Below are 19,448 nucleotides of genomic sequence, written 5' to 3'. Positions count from 1 at the left end.
ATACGTGAAATACGGCATCTACAGATTGGATAAAATGTAGACAAAATCGGGTCACTCCTACACATTCCCTGTATTCAAATGCAAAAGCGGTATAAGGAATTATGGGATCTTTTCAATCTCATTTTTAAGCCAGTCGATGCTTCTTTGGGTATAAACACGTTCAGTAAGGTCTTTAATATGGTGCCCAACAAGTCGTTTGATGGCATATTCGTCCATGTTATACTTTTTGGCCATTGTAACAAAAGTAATACGTCCATCATGGCCTTTATGTTCAGGGTTCAGTGACAGCAGAGGAACGACTTCGTTGACAAGCTGCACGGAAAAAGAGGCATAGCGCATTTGCGTGACTTCGCCTTTTACGGTGTTCTGATGATGGAAACCACGCTGGCGGATCGTGAAAAATAAATAAGGCGAACCTGCTTCGAGCGCTTTTTCGTAGCGGGCTTTTACCAGGTTGTAAATTCGGGGATGAATCGGCACTGTTCGGTTTATCCCCGCTTTTGTTTTTAAGCCGCCTGTAAATGTGCCCACATCCATATCAACATCCTTCATTTTCAGGTCGCATAGTTCTCCGGGACGCCAGCCAGAGTAGCACTGAATTAGAATCATGTCAATGATAGGATGCTTGTCTATATTTGCCCATAGAAGATCGAGTTCTGCTTCGGTATAGGGAATATGACTATTCGGTTTGCGGACATACCCCGAATCGATCGTGAACATACGAGCATAATTTTTATCGACGAGTTCGCGGGAGACTGCATAATCAAAGAGCAGATTATAAAGATTTTTCATTGAGTCTTTATTATTGTTTTGTGCATGGCGAGTTTCTCCGGCGTAAACGATGGTTCCGTTTTCAATACAATTCTGCAGGTGCGAGATATGAACGTCGCGGACAAGCATGTTATGAATCGAGGAGGAGTAGGCCCATGCTCTTTTATAACGGGAAATCGTAGAAGAATCCACTTTTTTCTCTTTCGTGGTCAGCCACATATCAAAAAGGTCCTGCATGGTTGTTTTATTGCTAAGGTCAAATGGATGCGCGTTGTATTTCATAAGCGCTTCATATGCTTCATTATACGTTTCAAAATAAGCGACCGGACGGAGCGGGCATACGATCGGTTTGCCTTCATCAGTTCTTCCGGCTGTGACCATTGCCCGAAAGGGCTTGCGAAGATTACGCCCTCGGACTTCGGAAATCTGGCCGAATCCATTGGGAAGACGCATATGTTTTTTCTTTTTTGGTGGCAGCGATGACTTGGATTTGAGCGGGTAACCGCAATGAGGACAAGCTGCTGCCTTATCGCTCACTTGTAGACAACACTCTGGACAGAGTTTTAACATAGAAACCTCCTTCAATCATTGTATAAATTTGCCATTTTTACTCAAAAGCTCGGTCAAACCGGGCTTTTTCTGTTTGAAAAAGCTATTCTAGGTTAAACGATAGATTTTTGCTTGTCAATCCTTCAGGGCGAAAAAGATAAAAAACAGCACGCGGGGGACCATTTTTACAAGTATCATCCTTTTGAGCCTGGGAACGTATTTAGACGCTCCTAGAGTAACACAAAAGGAGTACGATAGAATGGATAAAGCTAGATTAGAAATGGGTTCGGTTCCTGTACGGATCGCAGCACGAGTATACGGCAGAGATCCTGCTTGGGTGAGAGCTGGAATCATCGCTGGGTGGTTACCGATTGGAGAAGCGACTAGGAACGGAAAGCGCGTTACAGATATTCAGCAGATGAACTCAAAGCTGGGCAGGATCAGCTATTACATCTCACCCAAGCTCCTCTATGAGCAGACCGGCTATGAATGGAGGGGCGAAAAATGAGCAGAGAACGTGCGGAGCTGTCAAAAAAGAACCCATACCACATTCCGAGATACCGCTACTACGAGCTGAAGTATTTTTGCAGGCAGTACGATGACTGGAAGAAGGCCCTGACTCTGATCGACGGCTGGCAGATATCACCCAATGATATTTCCGGCATCATCAAGGGCTGCCCACCTGTAAGCCAGACCGAGAGGATCGCACTGTCCAGAGTGTTCTACTCTAGCTGCATCGATATCGTGGACAGGTGTATTGCGGAACTTGATACGGCATTGGCACCGTACATAAAAAAGGGAGTGACAGAGGGAGACGGCTACAACAAGCTTCAAGCAAATGGCTGCCCCTGCTGCCGCGAGACCTACTACGAGCATTACCGGTACTTCTTCTGGCTCCTGAGCAAGGAACGGCAGTGAGACGCGAAAAAATCAGCCGCCTTTATGAGAAAGGTGGTATGAACAATGTTTAGTCTGATCGTTGCAATTTTGATCGTTGTGCTGCTGGTCAAGTGCATTGGCCTTGTTGGCGCTAAGACGGAAGAGGTGAAACAGAGAACAAAGAAGAAACACTGAAAATCAAAATGGAGCTTATGGGAAGCCATAGGCTCTTTTTTTTTCGCAGACGCGAAAAATTCACCCTCCTTTATGGAAAGAAATGAACAATTTTAGGAGGTATTTTACTATGCTGAAGAATGTTATTAAAGGTTTTGAGGAAATGATGAACTGTGTTCTGACCGCTATGAACGAGTCGCTGAGCGATCCGTATGCGGGCTGGAATGAAGGGGAAGAACTCCTCATGCTGAACGAGGTTCGGTGTGGTATCCGCTAATGGATATTCTGACCGGAAAACGGGCGTATGGAAACATGCGCTCTTTTCTTTGACGTTTCGGTGTAGGCGCGAAAAATACAGCCTCCCTTATGGAAGGAGATAGCTCAGTTGGCAGAGCGCTGCTTGATTGCAGAGGTCGTGGGTCCGAATCCCATTCTCTTTCTTTTTTCTATTCTAGAATAGAATGTTGGCGCGAAAAACGCATTGCCCTTTATGGAAGGATGTCTTCCGAAGAACGAAAGGAGAAATGCTATTATGGCAAAACGAGTAAAGACGAATTATGACCGCGGGTACGTGAACGCTATGGATAAGATCCGCGTGTTCATCGAAAGCAGCTCGAAAGTGATGTATGTCGATACACGCGAGTATAAGAATGCTGAGACGGCACGCTGTGCTTACCGGAACGCGATCGCGCTGGTGCGGGCGGGAGGAATCGTGCGTGTTACTTGCAACCGCAATGAGCTTTTCCTGATTCGCAATGACATCTGAGGCGAAATGGAGCTTACGAGAAATCGTAGGCTCTTTTTCTTTTTTCCGCACGCAGGGGACAGGTTCCTCTACTATATTATTAAAAAGGAGAATTTCAAAATGGACGCAAAACTGTTTCTGATCGTTTTCATCTGCATTGCTGCACTGGGGTTGGTGCTGGGTATTGCCATCGGTTTCAACCTGAGCGAAGGCCAGAGGTGTGTCGGTGATCTTGTGATCGCACCCGGTGACGAGGATGCAGACCATTGCATGTTCCTGGACCTTGCGAAAAGTCCGGAAACTCTGGCAGGGAAAGAGCGGGTGATGCTGAACATCAAAATGATCCGGACGCGAAAATAACGTGGTGTTCTATGGAGGAGACTCCAGAATGATATTTTGTAAAGGAGATATTTCAAAATGGAAAACTACGAAAACAAAGAATTGCTGAAAGACGCGGCGAAGAAATCGCTGGAAAGTCTTAAGGATCTGAAGCCGGGTACGGAAGAGTACAATACGGCTGCAAACATGGCATTGAAGCTGTACGATATGCAGCTCAAGGATGAAGCGCAGGAAAACGAAAAACAGCTGAAAGAGGACGAGGCCGTGCGGAAAGTGCACGAACTGGAACTCGATCAGGAGAAAGCGGAGAAGGCGCGCAAACTTGACTGGGCAAAAATCGGCATGAAGGCGCTGACGTTTGCAGGCACGATTGGCATGACTGTGTACTGGTCGATCTGCGAGGCAGGCGGTGTAACCCAGCTGTCGAGAGCAATCAGCGAGGGAGTACATGAGCTGAAGAGAGGCTTTACGGAAAAAGATTAAAAGGAGGAACCGAGGAGGGTTTGTGGCGAAAGCTGCGGACTCTCTTTATTTTTTATGCGATATCATGATAACGCTCAGCCGCAGGAGTGGACGAACTACTACGGAAGCGTCTACCGCTGCAACCATCCTGTGTACCGGGTATGCACCTTGTATAAAGAGCGCAGCAAGGGCCTGTGCGTGATCCAGCAGCGCTACAACGAGAAAAGCAAAGCGACCTACTGGAGCGCCATAGACCCATGGCTGACCGATAAAATTTACCTGCATGACGGGTTCAAGGAATATTTTGACAGCCATGCCAAACGAAAAAATCAAAACGGAGAATATCCTACCGTGACCGTGCGGCAGATCATGTGGGCGCTGCGGATGAAGCCCCTGAAAAAAGAGCGCTGGGAGACCGTGTTTGACAGAAGCACGATTTAGGACGCGAATTTTACAGGGTGCTTTATGAGACGAGTTACGTCTTAACATTTATATTTTGGAGGTATGAACTATGAAAATCAAAGCTAATGCTAATGGTACGTCACTTGGAATGTCAGACAAAGCGAAAATTGATCGCATGGATTGTGCGGGTGCGGCTGGCGTGATTTTTACTGCAGTGGGTTTGGTGCTTACTGCGATAAGTTATGCTACCTACATGCACGGAACTATGTGGATTTCGGTGCGCGATAATGATACGGAGGGACGTAGTACGATATGCAAAGCTTATACGGAAACCGAAGACAAATTGCTTAAAGAGTAACTCACAGGCAGGAGCCGTGGAGAAATCTGCGGCTCTTGTTTTTCGTAGACGCGAGAAAAACTTGCTCTATTATGAAGGAGGTGAGAGTTATGGAATACCTTCTGGCAAAGAGCGACAGACAGCTCGGTATTTGCCTGAGAATGCTGTACGACGAAGGATACAAAGGTTTGGTTGTTGAAAGTGTGATAAACGCTAAGAACCGAATGGAGTTCCACGTCAAGGTTATGGCTGACGAAGACAAGATGGCGAAGTTGAATGACCGCTACCAGACGTTGATTTCCTAAATCTTACTCTGGAGGGCAAAAGATCTGAAACATGGTCTTTTGCTTTTGTCCGGGCCATGCTATAATGAAACAAAGGGAGGCGAAGAGCGTGAGAGTGACATCGCACATGATTGTTCCCGTGAAGAAAAACGGCAAGTGGACGACCTATATCAAAGAGTTTGAAGAAGATATTCCGGATTTGGGACGGCACTGCATGATGTGCAATTCCTGCGGCGAACCGAGCTATCCCGAATGCATGAAAAAATGCCCGGTGGAGCGTGATCGTGTCGAGCGTGAACAAAAGAAAGCGCAGGAGAAAGTCGCCAAGCACAAAGTCGAGATTGATATTCTGGCTGGGCTTGTCCGCGATGGACTCCTGAAGGTAGAGGATGCTGCGCCGCGCGTTGACATGAGCGTGGAAGAATTTGAAGCGGCAATGAAGAGCATGAAAGCTTGAAAAAATAACTTACATATGATAAAATCAAATTGATGACAGAGGTGACAAAAATGCCGGTATTGAGCATTTTCTATGGTATTATCGTCAGAATGTACCGTGAGCAGGGTGGCAAGCATAATATGCCGCACATTCACGCTGAGTATTCTGGAGAAGAAATCGTGATGGCCTTGGATGGAACGATTCTGGAAGGAAGCTTCCCGAAAAATAAATTGAAGCTTCTGGAAGCGTGGGTCGTTATTCATCATGATGATCTGGAAGCAAACTGGAAGCTGTTGAGCAACGGTGAACAGTTTTTCCGTATTGACCCGCTGAAGTAAGGAGTGATATTTGATGCTGCAGCCGAGACTAGTTAAAGTTGAACCGATGCCGGATTTGAAACTCCGCTTGTACTATGAAACCCATGAGGTAAAAGTGTTCGATGTCGTGCCATATGCAAACGGTTCGTGGTATGGGCAGCTGAAGGATGAGAAATATTTTAATTCCGTTCGGCTTTTACCCGATGGAATTGGGATTGAATGGCCGGAAGGACAAGACATTGCGCCGCATGAACTGTATGAGAACAGCGTTTCTGTGAAGAAAACAGCTTGATATGTGAATGGGGGAGCTTACGAGAAATCGTAGGCTCTTTTTATTTTGTCCAAACGCGAAAAAATCTCCTTGCTTTATGGAGCAAAGACCATGAACAAAGGAGAATACTATGCGAGAAAACAAATTTTGGAACTATTCGATTACGATTGGCAACATGATTGTGACAATGGCATTCGGACTTGGAGTGGGTCTTGCAGTGCTGTTGTTTGCATTGATTGTGCGATCGATTCTTAGCAAGAAATGACAAAACAAGGTACGAACTGAACTTGTCTTTGTTCCGGAATTGAGCCGTGGAGAGATCTGCGGCTCTTTCTTTTTGGCATGGCGCGAAAAAATCAGCTTGCTTTATGGAGGTAAGAGGGCTTTATCGAAAGGAGAAATTACTATGATGAAAACTATTACTTGGGGCGACAGCTTTAAGTGGAGCGGTATTGTTCTGGGACTGTATGCAGCAGTCATCGGGGCAATCGCTGCTTACGAGAAGTGGATCGCTTATAAGGACAAGGCAGAGAGGCTTGATAAATACAATTCATTCAGAGATATGGATAATCAAATCTGAAAGATCACGCCCTCTTATCTTTTTTGAAAATGATATTTCGGAGGTCGAACGCTATGGAGGACATTATGCTGATCCGGTCAAGTTTTATGCGCCGTATCATTTCACAGATCATCAACAAGGCTTTGAAGAAGCAGGCACCCGGTGTAGAAGTGGAGCTGAAAGAAGCTCAGGTGAACTGGGTGGACAAGGAGCAGAAGCTGCGGGTACATCTGGAGCTGGATGCGGAGGTAACGAAGGCTCAGCTGAATGATATTCTGAAAAAAGCTGGAGTGCTGTGACGCGAAATTTTCAGTGTGCTTTATGAGATGATTAGTCTCAGATTTATATTTTGGAGGTATGAACTATGAAGAAACTGGTGAAGGTTGCTTTGGGCGCAGTGGCGTTTCTTGGCATTACCGAGTTGTTCTGCGTTGAAACCGTTGCAATCATGTGGAGAAAGCTTATGATGCGCAATGATGATTCAGCGGCAGATGCACTCGACAATGCGATGAAAGCAGGCCGAGCAAACTGGGAGCTGAAGCTGTATGAATTCCTGAAAACAGATCAGGCCGAAAGGCATCTGAAGCGCTAATCGAAAGCGAGGGCTTACGAGAAATCGTAGGCTCTTTTATTTTTCAAAATGGAGGTTTAGCAATGAAACTGACGAAAACATGCGCAAAGTTTCTGCGCAAACATGGCGGGACGATCCTTGCCATCGGAGCCTCAATTGGTGTCGGTCTGACCATGTGGGAGACGGGGAAGGCGACTGTGAAGGCTACCACGTTCGTTACCATGAACAAGGACGAACCTATGGCGAAAAAAGAAATCGTCAAGGACTGCTGGAAGTTTTATATTCCAGCGGCTGTGGTTGGCGCTGGAACTGTGGCGTGCATTCTGGGGTCCAATGCGCTGAACAAGAAACAGCTGGCCAGTATGACCGCTGCCTACATGGCACTGGGAAAAACCTATCAGGAGTACCGCAGGGAGGTGGCGGAGCGCATCGGTGCTGAAGAGGAAAAAAAGCTTCGCATGGAAGTTGCTGAAAAGACAAAAGGTGAGGATGTTCAGCGGGATAAAGATGGTGATGTCATCCGGCTGTTCTACGAGCCTGCGTCGAAAAGATATTTTCATGCCACCATGTCCCGTGTCATTGAGGCATCGTACTATTTCAACCGGGAACTGGCCACGAACGGTTGTATTTCTGTGAACGAATGGTGCAACTATCTCTGCGCTGATGAACTTACCGTTACACCAGAAGGCGACGAAATGGGATGGTGTCTGGACCAACTCATATATGACTGTGATGCCTACTGGATGGACTTTGAATACGATAAACAAATCACGGATGATGGACTGGAGTGCTATTACCTGGCACCTGCACTTGATCCGGTTAAAAATTACCTGAATTATGAGGAGGACACTTATCATGCATAAGATCGACTGGTGGAAAGTTGCATCTGTGGCGCTGATGGCTGCAAGCGCAGTGCTGAGCTTTGGACATGACCTGATCGAGGATAAAAAGACCGAGGAAGACCTGCAGGATATGGTGCAGGAAGAAGTACGGCGGCAGCTGGCGGAAAAGAACCAGTAAACGCGAAAAATACAGGCTCCTTTATGGAAGAGAAATCCAATTTGAACAAAGTAAAGGAGAATGATATTTATGTACGATTACAATTTTTACGAACAAATGGACAGCCTGATGGTAAATCTGCTGGCAGATCTGGCCATCAACATGGTACGTGTGCTGTATGCTACAGTACGATACGTGTTGATGCAGCCGATCAGACTGGTGGAATACATCTGGTACTGTATCCAGATCGAGCGTGAATGTGACCGTGAGGAAACGATTCGCTTCGAGAATTGGAAACGAACTGGACACATCTGACGAAAGCGAGGGCTTACGAGAAATCGTAGGCTCTTTCTTTTTTATATTTTACGGAGGTATGAAAAATGAACCTGAAATCATTTGCAAAAGCGAGTCGGCAGATGCTGAATCGCAATGCATCCAAGATCCTGGCCGGTTTTGCTATCGGCGCAGGCGTCATGGCTGTAGGTTTCGCCATCGAGGCAACTCCGAAGGCGATGATCCTGCTGGAGGAAAAGAAGGCAGAACTCGGTGTCGAAAAGCTGGATGCGAAGACCATAACTCTAAGGCGTTTAAGACGACACTGGATGGTATTCACTGGATTATCGGAAAGGTGTCTGAAGGGATGCAGACCTTTGCAGGGGTACTGACTGATGTATCGAATAACGTCTCTGTCGTGTTCGACCCGTTAAAGACCCTTGGTGAGTGGTTTGAAAATTTTATTTCTTTCATTACACCAAAGCTGAAATGGCTTGCTGATAAAATCGGGGAGATTTTTGAAGAACTGGGCAGCGGTGCATCCGGTGCTTTTGGTAATCTGAATGGCAACGCACTTTGGGGCTTTGCGAATGCTGGAATGATTGCCGGGCTCATTGCAGGCATTAAGGGCTTTCTGGAAGCCTTTAAAGATATCGGCTCTACGGTTAAAGACACAATCGGGGGTGTGGCAGAACTTCTTAACAAGTTAGGAGAAGCTGTCACTGCATGGAAAAACAACAAGAACACAGAAACGCTCAAGACGATTTCGACCGCTGTGGCAATTCTTGCGGGGTCACTTGTTGTGCTTTCGCTGGTGAAGCCAGAACGGTTGGCTGCATCTACGGGAGCTATGATTGCGCTGTTCGCTGAACTGCTTGTGGCGCTTGCAATTTATGACGAAATTGCGAAAAAAGCCAAAAAAGTTGGCAAAGGCACCAGTTCAATGGTCGTTATGGCAGCAGGTGTTCTAATCCTTACGTCTGCGCTGAAGAAGATTTCTGAAATTGAAACCGGAAAGCTTCTGACTTCAGTTATCACATTGGGCACGGTGATGGCAGAATTGGTTGCCGCACAAGTTGCAATTTCAAAATGGGCAAAAGATGGTGCTAAGCATGCCATGGGTATGCTTGCAATGGCTGCGGCAGTTCGTGTCCTTGCAGAAGCAGTAGAACAGTTGGCTGACCTTGGCTGGGATGGAATTGAGAAGGGTCTTATTGCCGTAGCAGGACTGCTGGCGGAAGTTGCTGCGTTTTCGGGGCTGAGTAATTTTGGCGGACTGACGGCAGGAAAAGCAGTGGGAATTTTGGTCTTGGCAGCAGCACTGAGTGTGTTGGAAAAATCAGTGTCGGCATTCAGCAAGATGTCGGCAGATGAACTCCAGAATGGACTTGGTGCACTGGGTGCGATTCTTGGCGAAATTGCGGTTTTCAACATGTTGTCCAACTTGGCAGAACATGTGATTTCTACAGCAACTGCCTTAACTATTTTGTCCGGAGGGCTGCTGATTCTATCCAATGCTCTGGCAAACCTCGGTGGCATGACGCTCGGTCGGATCGGCGTGGCACTGGCAGCAATGGCAGGCGGACTGATTGAAATGGGCGTCGCACTGACTCTTGTAAAAGGCTCTCTTGGCAGTGCAACTTCGTTCCTTATCATGTCGGTTGTGTTGAATGCTCTCGTTTCTCCGCTGAAATCTCTTGGCGAAATGTCACTTGAAGAGATCGGGCATGGATTACTCGCAGTTGGTGGGGCACTTGGCATTTTTGCGATTGCTGTTGGAACAATGTCGTTTGCAGGTCCAATTGTCATTGCTGTTTCTGCAGCTCTGAGTTTGCTGGCAGGAAGCTTTGCATTGCTGCTTGGAACGATGGCAGCAGTAAGTCTAATGCCTCTTCAGATGGAAGCACTTGTCGTGGCACTTGGAACGCTTGGCTCTGCAATTGGCGTTTTTATCGCTGGAGTAATCGCAGGGCTTGGAACAGCAGCTGGAAGTATTGCTATTGCAATCGCTGAAATTATTGTAGCGGTATGCAACGCAATTGCGCAGGCCGTTCCTGCAATCGGCAATGCACTTGCTCAGCTCATCGTAGCCATTTGCAATGTTATCGTACAGTGCAGTGAGCCTATTGGACAGGCTTTGTTTACGCTGGGCACTATAGTGATCCAGACCATTATCGATCTGATCGCATGGGCATGGGATGGTGGCGGTGAGGGAGGCGGCATCAAAGGTGCACTGAGTGAACTGCTGGGAAATATTGTTGCATGGCTTTCTGAACATCTTAATCCGATAAACCTGTTTGGTGGCTTGCTGGGCACGATTTCGGGTTTCTTTGGCAAAATCGGAGAATACATGTCTCAGGGACTTGCCAATGGCCTGAATACTGGAGCTTCCGTGCAGACTGCAAACAACGGTGTTCAGACTCTGTGCAATAAGGTGAAGGATTTCTTTCGGAACGCGTTTGGAATCAATTCGCCTTCGACCTGGATGAGGGAGCTCGGCCAGTGGTTTGCACCGGGTCTTATAAACGGACTGAATGGAACAGCATCTATTACGAAGCTGAATGCTGGAACCAAGGTATTTGGTGAAAATGTAAAATCTGGACTTTCCGGTACGTTTGATGGTTTGAACCGTTGGATGTTCAGCAAAGGCAGTGATGCGGCCAGTAGTTTCTATAACGGACTGGGCGCGGCGAAGAATGTTCAAACTGGTTCCAAAGACGACTGGTTTGACGAGTGGTACGAAAAAGAGATCAGCAAGTACCGGAATGTGACTCCAAATACTGTGGCAGATGATGCTGCGGAAGATATTCTTGGAACACTTTTTGGCTCCGGAGATACGAGCCCTGCCGGTTCTGGCGGTACAACCACCGGCAAGAAAAAAGGCTCCTCCGGCACGAAGAAGACCGTGGCCCAGCAGATCGAGGAAAAGTACAAGCCGAAGCTGGAAGCAAACAAGGCGGCACGGGAAGCACTGGACAGCGAGTACGAGCTGTGGCAGACCGAGAACCAATATAGTGCGGACGAGGACACGCTGCTGGCGAAGAAGATGGAGAACGCGGCGGCAGAAATTGCGAACCAGACCGAGCGGGTGGCCATTGCACAGGCAAAGTACGACGAAATGCTGAAGCGCTGGGGCGCGGACAAGACCGAGACCAAGGAAGCCTACGCCAGCCTGCTGAGCGAAAAGACCAGCCTTGCGAAATTGCAGGCAGACCAGTACACCGGCCTGTTTGAAGACATTACGAAGCGGTATGACACCGACCTTGACACACTGGAAAAAGAGTACAACCTCTGGACTGCCCAGAACAGCAACACTGCCTCAAAGCTGGACAAGATCGATCGGGAGACTGAGTACCAGAAGGACGAACTGGAGCTGAAGCAGAAAAAAGAAGCCAAGGCGAAAGAGCAGTGGGAGACCCTGCGGAAGGAATACGGCGAAAGCGACCTGCGCACAAAGGAAGCCTGGAACGACTATCTGGATGCGCAGACCGAGAGCCTGCAGCTTCAAAATAACATTGCAAAGCAGTCTCTGAACAAGCTGGATGCGCAGCTTTCTATCATCAAGGATGAACAAAGCCGGATGCAGAGCCGCATGGACCTGCTGACGAGCGTCTACGACGACGGCAGTATTGCAGACCGTGCAGAGGCCTACAAGCAGGCTGTGGAAGAATACGGAGAGAACAGCGCTGAGGCAAGAAAAGCGAAGTATCAGGGCATCACGACCAGCATTCTGGGCACGGTGAGCGCTTTGCAGAACATGAATGCAGAGCTGCAGAAAACTGCCGAACTGCAGGATATCCTGAAGAAAGGCTATACGCTGGACGCGGACGGTAACCGGGTCGATCTGAGCGATGACGAGCGCAAGGGCTACGAAGACCAGCTGCTTTCTGCCCGCAGCTCTATGGTGAGCTTTGCAGGGGCACTGGCAGATGCCATGAATCTGGACGACAGCGGCAAGAAGCTGGTGGTAAAGCTTGCCAATGCCATCCAGAAGAACTGGGTGCCCATCAGCAACGCCTTTACCGAGGTATGGAAGAAAGCTTCCGAAGCCATGGGCGAAGAGATGAGCGGGACGCTGGAACGGGTGTTCGGTGCGGCGTTCAGCGAGGAAGGCATTGAAATCGGGACGGAGTTTCTTTCGGCCATTACATCCGCAATGCAGGGTGACTATGCCGGTGCGCTGGTATCCGCTGCGACCGCCATCATCGACCTGATGAGCACCGAGATGGGCCAGCAGCTTTTGCAGGAGACTGGAACGCTGATGATGGGGTTTGTGAGCAAACTTCAAAATGGAGCGGGACAGGTGCAAAACGCTCTGACCGGAAGCGGAGGCCTGTTGACCATGCTGAGCCAGCTGGGCACGGCAGGCGGCGGTGCGGCCATTACCATTGGCGGCATTGGCGAAGCACTGGGCGGGCTGGGCTCTTCCATACTGGCGGTGCTGCCGGAACTGCTGATTGTGGTGGGCATTATTGCAGCCATCGCGGCACTGATCGGCGGTATTGCGTGGTTTATCAGCAGCCGGAAGAAGGAAAAGGCCACCGGCGCAAAGGACGTTGGCTCGGAGATCGACAAGGGTATCAGCGATGGCGTGAAGGAAGATGCGCCCATTGTGGACGATGCCGTGAGCGACATGACCGAGAATGCCATGGACATTGCAAAGGGTGCGCTTGGGACCATCAGCAAGGTGATGGGCGACGACTACGAGTACACGCCCCAGATCGTGCCCGTGGTGGACCTGACCAACGTGCTGGAAGGTGCGGACGAGATCGACAATGCCTTTGCGGCGACAAGATCACTGAGCCTTGACGGAGATGTGAGCCGGAACCTTGCAAACAAGATCGATGCCGAAGTGCAGCTTCAAAATGGACTGAAGAGCGCCGGAAATGAGGACACGCTGCGTGCCATCAATGCACTGGCCGGGCACATGGACGGCGTGGCCGAGAGCATCAAGGGCATGAGCGTGACCATCAACGGCAGAAAGGCCATTGGCTACATTGATGACCGGATGGGACGGCTGACTGCAGCGAAAGTGAAGTGAGAAAATGGCGATCATCAAAGAACTGAACCCCGGTGATACCCTGAAAGTGTACGAGGACGGCGTTGCAGCAGAGTTTGTGGTGGCCCAGCACAACTACGAAAAAGACCTGAACGGCAAGGGCAAGACCATGCTGATGCGCACCACCCTGCTGAAAGACGCAGTGAAGTGGGGCAACAACAAGAAAGATGTTTCGTGGAAGAACGAGCCGACCCTGCGCAACTGGCTGGAAAACACCTACGCAGCACGGCTGAGTGAGGACACGCTGAAGACCATCGTGCCGGTGACGATCCGGTATGATTATGGTTCAAGTGAGAGCGGTACGCTGGAAGAACAGCGGTTCTTTGTGCCAAGGGTAGTAGACTTCAGCGGAGATACGGCGCTGTTTACGGGAATCCGAAGATTTTTTGAGGATAGTCTGAGCGGCGGCAGGGCGGATATTACCGAAGGAAGCAACATCTACGACCTGTGGACGTATGTGTTCAGCACGCGAAGCACCAAAAACTACGAAGATGGCGATAACACCCGCGGAGAGGCGCTGAGCCTTTACGTGAAGCACGGCAGAGGTGCCGACCCCGGGTCGCCGGGGTACATTAACACCTACTGGGATACGACAACGGGACAGTGGGGAGTTTCCAGCCCGAATATTCTCGTATGTTTCTGCGTGGACGAGAACGCCACGGTGGACGACAATGGATGTCTGACAGCCAACAGCGGACCGGAGATCCAGAGCAACTACTTTGGCATGAACGGCGTATTTGGGCGGTGGGGAAAGTTCGGGCTGCCGTACCGCGTTTATGATGCAGATGGTAACACCATTACCGTGACCGAAAAGCTGAACGGCGAAGTGCACAGGACGTTTACGGCAATTCAAAATGGAGTATACCGGTTTGAAATATCACAGAAAGAGCTGGAAAGCTTTGACTGGAACACCGACTATATCCTGACGGTAGAAGCCAGCGACGGCCGGACCACTAACCGGAAAAGCTGCAGAGTGAACCGCATCCGTTCATCCGGGTACGTGGTGTACATCGGGCAGATCAAAGGCACGGCGGATGGACAGAGCTACTACTGGACAGAGCGAAACATTCTGGACGATCCGTTCAACGAGAATGCGCCGGTGATCCTTGACCCGGAAGTGGCACTGGAAGCCAACGAGATCAGTTCGTTTACCTTTACTGTGCCCGTCTCGAACCCATTCTACGACAAGCTGGAGCTGAAAAAGCCGGTAGTCAGCATAGAAGAGGACGGCCGCGAGATCTTTATGGGCTATATCACCGAAATGGAAAAGAACTTTGAGCTGGACATGGAAGTGACCTGCGAGAGCGAGTTTGGATACTTGCAGGACAGAGACTGTCTGGTAGAGAACAAGTTCTACACGGCGTCCGAACTGCTGGCACTGGCGCTGACCGTGGAGGATGACCCGGAAGAACACGTCGGCTTCAAGGGCGAAGGCAAGGTGTTCCTGCCCGGAAACGTGACCGTAGAAAAGCCGGAAAGCGACACGGACAAGGAGACCAAGGCCATCAGCGACTGCTGGAGCGTACTGACCAACAGCCTGACCGGAAAGTACGGCGGATATCTGCGCCTGCGCAAAGAAATCAAAATGGTGGACGGCGTGCGCGTTTACACAAGATATCTGGACTATCTGGCAAAACTGAACGACAAGACCGATCAGGTGATCGAGCTTGGAAAGAACCTGCTGGACATTTCGTACTACATCAAGGCCGGCGACATCGTGAACTCGGTGAAGGCATATGGTTGGTACAAGAGCGGATGGTTCTTCTGGGAGACCACGAACCCCATCTCGCGGGAAGCGTACAACGGAGAATCCATCAAGAAGTACGGCCTGTGCCAGCGCGTCCTTGTGGTGGAAGGAACCGATTCCACGGGAGACAGCCTTTTGAAGAAGGCCACGGACGAGCTGAAAAAGTACAGCGGTTTCACCGGAAGTGTGCAGATCAACGCTGCAGACCTGTGTGATATTGGCGTGGACACCGACCGGCTGGACTTTATGAAGGAGACGTACGTGCTCTTGGAACCGCACGGTATCGATGACTGGCTGCCCTGCACGAAGGAAGTGATCCCGCTGCATGAGCTGGACCAGAAAGACTTTACCTTTGGTGCGACCACGGCAAAGCTCTCGTCTTTGCAGGCGGGCAACTTTGCAACGGCGGGCAAGGCGTGGAACGCGATCCAGTCCACCATTGGATACATCAACAAGTGAGGAAGATCAATGTACCATTCTCTTATTATAAATGTAGGCGACAACTACATTGACACCTGGGACGACTGGAAGCTGATCCCTTCCTCGCGGCCGGTGATTGCACCGCCCATTGAGCGGACAAAGTTCGTGACTGTGCCCGGCAGAGACGGCGCACTGGACTACAGCCGTACCCCTGCAAACCGTCCTACTTATGATGACCGTACCGGAAAAATTGAGTTCTACCTCGAAAACGACTATGCCGGCTGGGACTGGGAGACCGCGTACACGACCATCTGCGAGACCTTGAAGGGACAGCGGGTGCGGTTTGCGCTGGAGGACAATCCAAGCCATTATTATTCGGGTCTCTTGTGGGTGAACCAGCTCAAAAGCGACAAGGGGCACTCGAAGATCACGCTGGAGTACAACTTGCACCCGACCATGTACACCCTGAAAGTGGAAGCCGTGGCGCTGAACGTATACGATCTGAAGCTGAACAGAGGCATGGAGTACCAGCTGCTGGTGGGCGTTGGGCCGACGAATACGTTCTACCGCAAGATGAACGTGACCGCGAAACCGCGGGACGTGGTGAAAATTACTCAAAATGGAACCATTCTGGCCCTGCGGAAGGGCACAGCGGTGGTGACGGCAGAGTGCGGCGGCGTGAAAGCCGAGTGCACCGTGACGGTAGGCGCTTACGAGAGCTTTACCATTGAGCGGGCACTGGACGGCGTGAGCGAGACGAACCCGGTGGTGAGCATCGTTGCCGGCATGAGCTATCAAAATGTGTTCAACGTAGGCGACAGCGAGAAGGAAATGCTGGAACTGACCGTAGAGATGGGCGGCACGGATGTGACCGGAAGTTGTGTTGCCATGGCAGAGGACAATGCGAGTGCGCAAATCAAAATGGCATCGGTGACGGGAAATATCAAGATCACAGCGCATGCTGCAGCAAAGCCGGTGGCGGCGATGCTGTGTGCAGATATCCTGCCTGTGGAGGTAAAGCCGCTGAAACGGGTAGAAGGAGCATTCCGGCTTGGAAGATGAAAGGAAGGATGATATTTGAGTTTGGAAGCGTACTCCATTTTGAAAAATGGAAACGAAAAGCTCTCGGAGCATTTCAAGGTGCGCGAGTTCTACTGCCGTGACGGCAGCGACCCGGTGTTCATTGACACGGCGCTTGTGGAGGTGCTGGAAAAGATCCGGACGCACTTTGGCAAGCCTGTGACAATCACGAGTGGATTCCGCACGGCAAGCTGGAACGCAAAGCAGAAGAATGCCGCAAAGTTCAGCCAGCATCTGTACGGCAAGGCGGCAGACATTCAGGTGCAGGGCATCAGCGTGGAGCAGGTGTATGCCTACGCGGACAAACTGCTGGGCAACGCCGGTGGCTGTGGCATTTACCCGCCCGGTCTGGGACGCACCAACGGCTGGGTGCATGTGGACGTGCGCAAAGCCAAGAGCCGCTGGAAGGGGTGAGCGCCGATGGAAAGCATCATTGCCGCCATCCTCAGCGGTGTTGTGACCCTAATCGGCGTACTGATCGCAAACTCGCGTTCCAATGCCGTGATGGAATACAAAATTGAGGAGCTGACCCGGGAAGTCCGCAAGCACAACGGTTTTGCGGAGAAGATCCCGGTCATCCAGAGAGACATTCAGGTGTTGAACCACAGAATGTCCGACATCGAAGTACATGAATACGAACACGAAAGGAGCAACGTATGAATTTCAACATTACTGCAGGCACCATTGCACGTACTGCCGTTCTGCTGCTGGCTCTGTCCAACCAGATGCTGAGCGCCATGGGCAAGAGTCCGCTGCCCATCGAGAGCACCACTGTGGAACAGCTGGTGACGGCTGGCATCACGACCATTGCGGCACTGGTCGCATGGTGGAAGAACAACTCCTTTACGAAGGAAGCCATTGCGGCCGACAAGGAGTATGACCGCTTGAAGGCAAAGAGCGGGAAGTAAAAATGATATTTTGGGCAGGGCAGGAGCGGAAAATGTGATCCACACACGTATCCAACGCTGAGTGTTTCTTCTGCACTGCCTGAAAATAATTCATCTGGCACTCACCGAAGACAGGAACTGTCTGCATAATTCAAAATGGAGTGACCGGTAAGATGAAGAAAGCCCCTGCAACGATCGTTTATGGCTCTGAGTGGGAGCTGTGAGCGAAAATTGCAGGGACTTTTATTTTTAGAGGAAATGCGATATTATAAGAAGATTGATAATCAACAAGAGAACTGGACTCGATAGACGGCGAATGGATTTGGACGGGGCATTGTTTGGGTGGATTTTTTGACGAAAATATATCGATAATACGAGCAAAATTCAACAGTACGGGGTTTTTGTAACACCATTTCTATCTGATATTTATAAAGCCAATACTATGGAGCTGTTCTCTCGAAGAATCGGGAAAATGGCTCTTTTTTACGTTTTAACGCAAAAAATATGAACTGACTGGAACTTTCTGCATTTTTAAAAAAGAAAAATTGTGAATCAAAAGTGCATAGCTTAAAATTGAAATTTGTGGAAGGTGGTTTACGGGAAATTGTGAAGGAATACGCAGGGCGTGTCTTACTACTTTGGCAGGAAAATAACGATGATGCGTGAGGCAAAAATTGTAGCACAAAAAGCCAATTTTGTCTTGAACTTTTTGCCGTATGTGCTAGAATAAAAGAGAAAGGCATCCTTGTGTCCAACAGATATCTGGATGTGAATATTGGAAAGTAAATTCGGAGGTAATCACAATGGCTGATATGTTTGCACCGCTGGTAGCACAGCTGAAGGCAAATCCCAAGACGATCGTTTTCACCGAGGGCAATGATCCCCGCATTCTGGAGGCCGCTGCAAAGCTGCTGGCCGAGGGTGTGCTGAAGGTCGTCATGGTGGGCAACGAGGCTGAGTGCAAGGCTGCTGCTGCCGCCGGTAACTTTGATATTTCCGCTGCCGAGATCATCGACCCCGAGAACTATGCCGGTTTCGATGAGATGGTCAACACCATGGTGGAGCTGCGCAAGGGCAAGCAGACCGCTGAGGAGTGCACCGCTTTGCTGAAGAAGTCCAACTACTTCGGCACCATGCTGGTGAAGATGGGCAAGGCTGATTGCCTGCTGGGCGGCGCTACTTACTCCACTGCCGACACCATTCGTCCCGCTCTGCAGCTGGTCAAGACCAAGAAGGGCGCACATCTGGTCAGCTCCTGCTTCATTCTGGACCGTGACTGCGGTGAAGAGGGCCTGAAGCGCATTGCCATGGGCGACTGCGCTGTTAACATCGACTATACCGATACCGTTGATAAGGCTACCGGCGAGGTCAAGATCGCCGCTTCTGCAAAGCTTGCTGAGGTTGCTATTGAGACCGCTAAGACCGCAAAGTTGTTCGGCATCGATCCGAAGGTTGCTGTGCTGAGCTTCTCCACCAAGGGCTCCGGCAAGGGCGGCACCGTTGCTTTGAGCCATGACGCTGTGATCAAGGCTCAGGAAATGGATCCCGAGTTGGCTGTGGACGGTGAGCTGCAGTTTGACGCTGCCGTTGCTCCCGAAGTTGCACAGGTCAAGTGCAAGGGCAGCAAGGTGGCTGGTCAGGCCAACACCTTCATCTTCCCCTGCATCGAGGCCGGCAACATCGGCTATAAGATCGCTCAGCGTCTGGGCGGTTATGCAGCTTACGGCCCCATCCTGCAGGGTCTGAACGCTCCCATCAACGATCTGTCCCGTGGCTGCAACGCCGACGAGGTCTACAAAATGAGCCTGATCACTGCCTGCCAGTCTTGAGCTGACTGATTGAAAATAGCCGCCGCATTCACCGTACAAAACGGGCAGAATGTTGAGG

Annotated in this window: 30 protein-coding genes and 1 tRNA gene; 28 read left to right on the top strand and 3 right to left on the bottom strand. The window is 50.0% G+C overall.

What is annotated here, in order from left to right; genetic code table 11:
- Positions 1-99: 99 nt before the first annotated feature.
- Positions 100-1,341, bottom strand: coding sequence for a tyrosine-type recombinase/integrase (locus DXA66_RS05270; RefSeq protein ID WP_118527326.1), 1,242 nt, complete (start codon positions 1,339-1,341; stop codon positions 100-102).
- Between the two features lie 238 nt (positions 1,342-1,579).
- Here DXA66_RS05270 and DXA66_RS05265 point away from each other — a divergent pair, with 238 nt between their 5' ends.
- The 21 genes from DXA66_RS05265 to DXA66_RS14750 all read left to right on the top strand — a co-directional run bounded on the left by DXA66_RS05265 (position 1,580) and on the right by DXA66_RS14750 (position 8,760).
- Positions 1,580-1,828, top strand: coding sequence for a hypothetical protein (locus tag DXA66_RS05265; protein ID WP_097775624.1), 249 nt, complete (start codon positions 1,580-1,582; stop codon positions 1,826-1,828).
- On the top strand, positions 1,825-2,238 hold the full coding sequence (locus DXA66_RS05260) for a hypothetical protein (RefSeq protein ID WP_118527324.1): 414 nt from the start codon (positions 1,825-1,827) through the stop codon (positions 2,236-2,238). The genes DXA66_RS05265 and DXA66_RS05260 overlap by 4 nt, the downstream gene beginning before the upstream one ends.
- A gap of 265 nt (positions 2,239-2,503) precedes the next feature.
- Entirely contained in the window at positions 2,504-2,650 is a 147-nt protein-coding gene (locus tag DXA66_RS14260; protein ID WP_158576314.1) for a hypothetical protein, read from the top strand.
- A 93-nt stretch (positions 2,651-2,743) separates the two neighbouring features.
- Positions 2,744-2,813: transfer RNA gene (locus DXA66_RS05255), tRNA-OTHER, on the top strand.
- A 92-nt stretch (positions 2,814-2,905) separates the two neighbouring features.
- Positions 2,906-3,139: a hypothetical protein gene (locus DXA66_RS05250; protein WP_097775622.1), complete on the top strand. Its 234-nt coding sequence runs from the start codon at positions 2,906-2,908 to the stop codon at positions 3,137-3,139.
- A gap of 99 nt (positions 3,140-3,238) precedes the next feature.
- The gene (locus DXA66_RS05245) at positions 3,239-3,478 is read left to right on the top strand and encodes a hypothetical protein (RefSeq protein ID WP_118527322.1); all 240 of its coding nucleotides are present in this window, start codon (positions 3,239-3,241) and stop codon (positions 3,476-3,478) included.
- Between the two features lie 57 nt (positions 3,479-3,535).
- Positions 3,536-3,940, top strand: a complete 405-nt coding sequence (locus DXA66_RS05240) for a hypothetical protein (protein ID WP_118527320.1) — start codon at positions 3,536-3,538, stop codon at positions 3,938-3,940.
- 54 nt (positions 3,941-3,994) lie between these two features.
- Positions 3,995-4,360 (top strand): hypothetical protein, encoded by a 366-nt coding sequence (locus DXA66_RS05235; protein ID WP_118527318.1) that lies wholly within the window; start codon positions 3,995-3,997, stop codon positions 4,358-4,360.
- 70 nt (positions 4,361-4,430) lie between these two features.
- Positions 4,431-4,679: a hypothetical protein gene (locus tag DXA66_RS05230; RefSeq protein ID WP_118527316.1), complete on the top strand. Its 249-nt coding sequence runs from the start codon at positions 4,431-4,433 to the stop codon at positions 4,677-4,679.
- 89 nt (positions 4,680-4,768) lie between these two features.
- On the top strand, positions 4,769-4,963 hold the full coding sequence (locus DXA66_RS05225) for a hypothetical protein (RefSeq protein ID WP_118527314.1): 195 nt from the start codon (positions 4,769-4,771) through the stop codon (positions 4,961-4,963).
- Between the two features lie 88 nt (positions 4,964-5,051).
- Positions 5,052-5,399: a hypothetical protein gene (locus DXA66_RS05220; RefSeq protein WP_118527312.1), complete on the top strand. Its 348-nt coding sequence runs from the start codon at positions 5,052-5,054 to the stop codon at positions 5,397-5,399.
- 50 nt (positions 5,400-5,449) lie between these two features.
- Complete coding sequence (locus DXA66_RS05215) at positions 5,450-5,716, top strand: DUF4160 domain-containing protein (protein ID WP_118527310.1); 267 nt, start codon at positions 5,450-5,452, stop codon at positions 5,714-5,716.
- 13 nt (positions 5,717-5,729) lie between these two features.
- A complete protein-coding gene (locus DXA66_RS05210; RefSeq protein WP_118527308.1) occupies positions 5,730-5,987 on the top strand; it encodes a DUF2442 domain-containing protein in 258 nt (85 codons plus the stop codon).
- A 109-nt stretch (positions 5,988-6,096) separates the two neighbouring features.
- Positions 6,097-6,231 (top strand): hypothetical protein, encoded by a 135-nt coding sequence (locus DXA66_RS14660; RefSeq protein ID WP_256372184.1) that lies wholly within the window; start codon positions 6,097-6,099, stop codon positions 6,229-6,231.
- 141 nt (positions 6,232-6,372) lie between these two features.
- Positions 6,373-6,546 carry a hypothetical protein gene (locus tag DXA66_RS14255; protein ID WP_158576312.1) on the top strand — a complete coding sequence of 58 codons (174 nt, stop codon included), beginning with the start codon at positions 6,373-6,375 and terminating at the stop codon, positions 6,544-6,546.
- 53 nt (positions 6,547-6,599) lie between these two features.
- Complete coding sequence (locus DXA66_RS05205) at positions 6,600-6,824, top strand: hypothetical protein (RefSeq protein ID WP_097775616.1); 225 nt, start codon at positions 6,600-6,602, stop codon at positions 6,822-6,824.
- Positions 6,825-6,889: 65 nt separating this feature from the next.
- The gene (locus tag DXA66_RS05200) at positions 6,890-7,117 is read left to right on the top strand and encodes a hypothetical protein (RefSeq protein ID WP_118527306.1); all 228 of its coding nucleotides are present in this window, start codon (positions 6,890-6,892) and stop codon (positions 7,115-7,117) included.
- 62 nt (positions 7,118-7,179) lie between these two features.
- Positions 7,180-7,959, top strand: coding sequence for a DUF6353 family protein (locus DXA66_RS05195; RefSeq protein WP_118527304.1), 780 nt, complete (start codon positions 7,180-7,182; stop codon positions 7,957-7,959).
- Positions 7,952-8,116 carry a hypothetical protein gene (locus tag DXA66_RS14250; protein WP_158576310.1) on the top strand — a complete coding sequence of 55 codons (165 nt, stop codon included), beginning with the start codon at positions 7,952-7,954 and terminating at the stop codon, positions 8,114-8,116. Before DXA66_RS05195 ends, DXA66_RS14250 begins: the two co-directional genes overlap by 8 nt.
- Positions 8,117-8,176: 60 nt before the next feature.
- Positions 8,177-8,410 carry a hypothetical protein gene (locus DXA66_RS05190; protein WP_147365153.1) on the top strand — a complete coding sequence of 78 codons (234 nt, stop codon included), beginning with the start codon at positions 8,177-8,179 and terminating at the stop codon, positions 8,408-8,410.
- Positions 8,411-8,475: 65 nt separating this feature from the next.
- A complete protein-coding gene (locus DXA66_RS14750; protein ID WP_118527300.1) occupies positions 8,476-8,760 on the top strand; it encodes a DUF6353 family protein in 285 nt (94 codons plus the stop codon).
- A 499-nt stretch (positions 8,761-9,259) separates the two neighbouring features.
- Here the strand turns inward: DXA66_RS14750 and DXA66_RS14745 are convergent, their stop codons facing one another.
- On the bottom strand, positions 9,260-10,177 hold the full coding sequence (locus DXA66_RS14745; protein WP_147365152.1) for a hypothetical protein: 918 nt from the start codon (positions 10,175-10,177) through the stop codon (positions 9,260-9,262).
- Between the two features lie 73 nt (positions 10,178-10,250).
- Positions 10,251-10,646, bottom strand: coding sequence for a hypothetical protein (locus tag DXA66_RS14740; RefSeq protein WP_147365151.1), 396 nt, complete (start codon positions 10,644-10,646; stop codon positions 10,251-10,253).
- Between the two features lie 357 nt (positions 10,647-11,003).
- Between DXA66_RS14740 and DXA66_RS14735 the strand changes: the two genes are divergently transcribed.
- From DXA66_RS14735 to pta, 7 genes are all read left to right on the top strand, one after another.
- Positions 11,004-13,409, top strand: coding sequence for a hypothetical protein (locus tag DXA66_RS14735; RefSeq protein ID WP_371682333.1), 2,406 nt, complete (start codon positions 11,004-11,006; stop codon positions 13,407-13,409).
- Between the two features lie 4 nt (positions 13,410-13,413).
- Entirely contained in the window at positions 13,414-15,633 is a 2,220-nt protein-coding gene (locus tag DXA66_RS05175; protein WP_118527296.1) for a phage tail protein, read from the top strand.
- Positions 15,634-15,642: 9 nt separating this feature from the next.
- Positions 15,643-16,656, top strand: coding sequence for a hypothetical protein (locus DXA66_RS05170; RefSeq protein WP_118527294.1), 1,014 nt, complete (start codon positions 15,643-15,645; stop codon positions 16,654-16,656).
- Positions 16,657-16,671: 15 nt separating this feature from the next.
- Positions 16,672-17,088, top strand: coding sequence for a D-Ala-D-Ala carboxypeptidase family metallohydrolase (locus DXA66_RS05165; protein WP_118527292.1), 417 nt, complete (start codon positions 16,672-16,674; stop codon positions 17,086-17,088).
- Positions 17,089-17,094: 6 nt separating this feature from the next.
- Positions 17,095-17,334, top strand: coding sequence for a hypothetical protein (locus DXA66_RS05160; RefSeq protein ID WP_097775474.1), 240 nt, complete (start codon positions 17,095-17,097; stop codon positions 17,332-17,334).
- On the top strand, positions 17,331-17,582 hold the full coding sequence (locus DXA66_RS05155; protein ID WP_118527290.1) for a phage holin: 252 nt from the start codon (positions 17,331-17,333) through the stop codon (positions 17,580-17,582). Before DXA66_RS05160 ends, DXA66_RS05155 begins: the two co-directional genes overlap by 4 nt.
- A 782-nt stretch (positions 17,583-18,364) precedes the next feature.
- Positions 18,365-19,390, top strand: coding sequence for a phosphate acetyltransferase (gene pta, locus DXA66_RS05150; RefSeq protein WP_118527288.1), 1,026 nt, complete (start codon positions 18,365-18,367; stop codon positions 19,388-19,390).
- The last annotated feature ends 58 nt before the right edge of the window (positions 19,391-19,448 follow it).

This window comes from Faecalibacterium sp. OF03-6AC (genome assembly GCF_003478175.1).
Classification (GTDB): Bacteria; Bacillota; Clostridia; order Oscillospirales; family Ruminococcaceae; genus Faecalibacterium; species Faecalibacterium taiwanense.
Note: the sequence above shows the minus strand (reverse complement) of the source record. Positions and strands in the feature narration are given on the sequence as shown.